At 66.5% G+C, this 4600-nt stretch carries 3 protein-coding genes; 2 read left to right on the top strand and 1 reads right to left on the bottom strand.

Annotated features, from left to right (window positions below; all coding sequences use genetic code 11):
- Positions 1-157: 157 nt before the first annotated feature.
- The gene (locus AC07C1_RS41065; RefSeq protein ID WP_478947216.1) at positions 158-1171 is read right to left on the bottom strand and encodes a cytochrome P450; all 1014 of its coding nucleotides are present in this window, start codon (positions 1169-1171) and stop codon (positions 158-160) included.
- Between the two features lie 255 nt (positions 1172-1426).
- On the opposite strand from AC07C1_RS41065, the gene AC07C1_RS41070 reads away from it, so the two are divergent.
- Together AC07C1_RS41070 and AC07C1_RS41075 are read left to right on the top strand one after the other, a co-directional pair.
- Positions 1427-2674: an MFS transporter gene (locus tag AC07C1_RS41070; protein ID WP_478947217.1), complete on the top strand. Its 1248-nt coding sequence runs from the start codon at positions 1427-1429 to the stop codon at positions 2672-2674.
- A gap of 182 nt (positions 2675-2856) precedes the next feature.
- Positions 2857-4600, top strand: a 1744-nt coding sequence (locus AC07C1_RS41075) for a condensation domain-containing protein (RefSeq protein ID WP_478947218.1), incomplete at its 3' end; no start/stop codon positions are given.

Here is a 4600-nt window from a genome sequence, read left to right on the forward strand (position 1 = left end):
TGGTTGGCGCGGACGTCGAGTTCGCCGTACGTCATCTCGTGGCCGTCCGAGACGAGGGCCACCGCCTCCGGAGCCCGGTCCACCCACGCCTCGAAGCGGTCGACGAGCCGCTCGGCAGGACGCAGTTCGGGGATCATTCGATTCATCTCGGAATTCCTCAATTCCAGTCGAGGGCCACGCGCATGCTCTTGTATCCCTGTACCAGCAGGCCACGGATCCACTGTGGTTCATCCGTGATCGATATCGATTTCACTTCCCGGCTCAGCACACGCAGCAGGACGCCGATTTCGATCCGGGCCAACGCGGCCCCCATGCAATGGTGTAGACCGTGTCCGAACGCCATATGTTTGTTGGGGGTGCGCTGTGGCCGAAATTCATCGGGCCGGTCGAACACCTGGGGATCGCGGTTGGCCGCCGGTAGCCACGCCACCACCGGGCTCCCGGTCGGAATCACCCGCCCGCCGACCGAAAACTCGCCCGTGGTGACCCGCAGGACATGAAGTGCCGGGGAAGTCCACCGCAGCACCTCTTCCACGGCAGGTGCGAAGGCCGCCGGATCTCCACTGAGCAGGGTCAGGGTGTCGGGCGCCTGGGCGAGGGCGTGGAAGGTGCCGGCAATGGCATGCCGCGTTGTCTCGTTGCCGCCGATCAGCACGTTGTCGCAATTCAGCAACACGTCTTGGTCGTCGAGTTCCGCATCGGCGAGGAGCGCGCTCACGAGGTCGCCGCCCGGGCGCCGCCGGCGCTCCGTGATCAGGTCGTAGAAGTAGGTGAGGATCTCGGTGTGCGCCGTGGACGGTGTCATGCTGTCGTAGCTGCTGTCCTCACCGCCGAACGCATGCCCGGTCAGCGTGATGAGCCACTCCCGGTCAGCGGCCGGCACGCCGAGGATCTCGCAGACGGTGGCCGCCGGTATGTACGGCCCGATCCCCTTGGCGACGTCGAGCGCGTCCCCCTCGTGCCCGCTCTCCCGCGCGGCGCGCAGCAGGCCGGTCACTTCCTGCTCGATGCGTTCGCTGAAGGAACCGGCGGCGAGGCGGGAGAGGAACGGGCTGACGATGCGACGCAGCTTCCGGTGCCGCTCGCCCTCGGCGGTCACCAGCATGCGGCCGCCGGAGAGGTCGGCATGCTCCCGGTCGAACCCGATCATCATGCCGTATTCCGACGTCATCGGAGCCGACGGTGAAAGTACCTTGCCACATGCTTCGTGCGAGAAAACTGACCAAAAACCGGCGTGTGTCGGACCGGGTTCGCTCCAGTGCGGTTCTCCGTCTGCGACCAGAGACCGCCAGTGGGCGTATCGATCGCCTGTTGCGTAAAGGTCCGGATTTCCCAGATCCATCGTCATACCTTCTTCCTGAGGCCGTGGATACGCTCTGCGCGAGAGCGGTTGACATCGAACGGCCCTCGCCTATGTCATGACGCCATGGCAATCGAATCCGTACGAAAAATCGTCAGCTCATCGCCCTACTGGCCGGTGGTCCGGCATCCGGTTCTGCGGAAAATCCTGCCCGGCGTGGGACTGTCCTACATAGGTGACGGAATGAGCACCGTCGCCATCACCTGGCTGGCCCTGGAACTGGCCCCCGAGAGCGACAAGGGCACATGGGTGGCGGCCGCCGCGGTGGCGTACATCCTGCCAGGGGCGCTGGGCGGAATTCTGTTCGGGCGAGTGCTGTCGGCCCGTAGCGGAGGCCAGCTTGCGGGCTGGGACGCGGTTCTGCGGGCCATCGCGCTCGGCCTGATTCCGGTCATGTACGTCCTCGATGCGCTGACCATGGGGCTCTACATCGCTTTGCTGGCTGCCTCCTCCTTGCTGCACGCCTGGGGAACGGCCGGGCGGTACACACTGCTCACCGAAGTCCTACAGGAGCGACACCACTTGGCGGGGAATGCGGTGATCACGATCTTCAGTGAGTTCGCCACCGTCGTCGGGCCGCCCGTCGCCGCTCTGCTCATCGCCTGGGGAGGCGCGGCGACGGTCATCGCGGTCGACGCGGCCACCTTCGCCCTGCTGGCCCTCACCTACCGCCTGGCCGCCCCCGGCGCGGCCGGCTCCGGTACACCGCGCGACCAGGCGTCCCGCTCGGCCGGCTTCCGCGCCATCCTGAGTGACCGTAGGCTCTCCGGACTGCTGGCCCTGACCTTCGGATACTTCTTCCTCTTCGGCCCCGTACTGGTCGCCCTACCGCTTCTGGTCTCCGAAGACCTCGGTGGCTCGGCGGCCACTCTCGCCTGGTACTACACGGCGTTCGGCGTGGGCTCGGTCGTCGGCGGACTGGTCACCGGCTATCTGCGCAACTGGTCGCTGTGGCCGACGACCATTGGCATCGTCACCGGGTTCGGCGCCGCGCTGCTGCCCATGGGGCTCGGCGCACCCACCGCCGTGGTCCTGGTGTCTTTCGGTCTGTCAGGCCTCATCTGGGCCCCGTACGCGGCCACTTCGACCGTGCTGTTCCAGCGTTCCGCCACCCCGGAGCAGCTGTCGCAGGTGCTGGCGGCCCGGGGCACCGTGATGATCGTCTCGGTACCCCTGGGCAACATGATCGGCGGACCGCTGAGCACGGCGATCGGCGCACGCCAGACGCTCCTCGCCTCGGCGGTCGGCACTATCCTCCTGGGCGCCGTCGCCGCGGTCGTCGTACTCCTTCGGCGTGGTCGGCCCGCCGTGTGACCGCACGTGCGGTGACATGAGGGGTGTCTCGCTGGCGGGACATGCCGTCCGGCTCAATGCCCGTACCGCTCGCTTTACTCACGGCAATTGGCATGGGAAATCAACTACGTTGACGGTGGCGCAAAGTCATCCAAGACGGCGCGTGGATTTCCCTTACCACAGCAGAATGCCAGGGAGCGGCAGTGAACGACTTCAGCATCGAACAGCTCGAACTCATTCAGCAGCGGCTTCGTGAGGCTGCGGTCGATGGAGTCGAAGAGCAGCGGATACCGCGTCGCGCCACCCCGGAGAGCAATCGGGCGCACGCCTCGTTCGCGCAACGCCGACTGTGGTTCGTCGACCAACTGCAGCCGGAATCCCCTGCGTACAATGCCGATTATCTCTGGCGTCTGCGTGGCGACTTCGACGCCGCCGCCTTCACGCGTGCGCTTAATGACCTGCGTACGCGTCATGAAATCCTGCGCACGCATTTCGAGAACGTCGCCGGTGAACCCGTCCAGGTCATCGCCGATCCGGCGCCGCTCGACGTGGCCATGGTCGACTGGTCCGGCCAGGACGCAACCGTGGCCGAGAAGGAGGCCGTCGCATGGACCCGGCGGGCGGCTGTCGAGCCGTTCGACCTCACCCGCGGGCCGCTCCTGCGGGTCCGGATCATTCGTCTCGCGCCGGACTGCCACCTGCTGATGCTGATCGTGCATCACATCATCGTCGACGGCTGGTCGATGGACGTGTTCTGGCGAGAACTCGGCGCCCTGTACGAGGCCGCCCGCGGCGGGCCGGCTCCCGCGTTGGAAGCGCTGCCCATCCAGTACAGCGACTATGCCGAGTGGCAGGAGTCCTGGATGACGTCGGACGCGGCACAGCAGCAGCTGACGTACTGGAGGGACCAGCTCCGCGGCGCGCCCGAGGCCATGGACCTGCCCACCGATCACGCCCGCCCCACCGTGCTCAGCGGTCGCGGCGAGCGCGTCGACTTCTCCGTGCCACCGGCCACCCTGGCCGCCCTGCGTGTCCTCGCCGAGGCCAATGACGCGAGCCTGTTCATGGTGCTCCTGGCGGCCTGGGACGTGTTCCTGGCGCGCTGCACCGGCACGAGCGACATCGTCACCGGTACCCCTGTGGCCGGCCGCACCTCCGGTGACCTCGAAGGCCTCATGGGCCTGTTCGTGAACCAGCTGCCGCTGCGCGTGAAGTGGGACGGCGACCCGACGTTCACCGAGATGGTGCGACTGGTCCGGGACGTCGCCCTGAGCGGCTACGCCAACCAGGACATCCCCTTCGAGCGGGTGGTGGAGGCGGTGGCCCCGGAGCGCAGGGCCAGCATGAACCCGATCTTCCAGATCGCCTTCGACGGTGGTCGTGAGGACCAGAACCCGCGGCTGGGCGGTCTCGGCCTGGAGACGGTCAGCGCCGAGGCCAGCTCGACCGGTTTCGACCTCGAGATGAGGCTCGCCGTCGAGGGCGACGCGATCGCGGGTTCACTCCGATACAGCCCCGACCTGTTCGAGCGCCGCACCATCGACCGCTTCATCGCCCAGTACTGCCGGATTCTGCAGTCCGCTGTTTCGGATGCGGAGTTGCGTGTTTCTGAGTTTGTGTTGGTTGATGGGGTGGAGTTGGAGCGGGTGTTGGTGGAGTGGAATGCGACGGATGCCGGTGGGGGAGGTGAGTTGGTTTCGTCCTTGTTCGAGGGGGCGGTGGCTGGTTGTGGTGCGGGTGTTGCGGTGGTGGATTCCTCGGTGGGTGTGGAGTTGAGTTATGAGGAGTTCGGTGGGCGGGTGTTTCGGTTGGCGCGGTATTTGCGGGGTCTGGGGGTGGGGCCTGAGCGGGTTGTGATGGTGGCTGTTCCGTCGTCGGTGGAGCAGTTGGTTTGTGTGTGGGCGGTGTTGGTTGCGGGTGGTGTTTATGTGCCCGTTGATTTGGGGC

The organism is Streptomyces sp. NPDC045022, assembly GCF_056432605.1.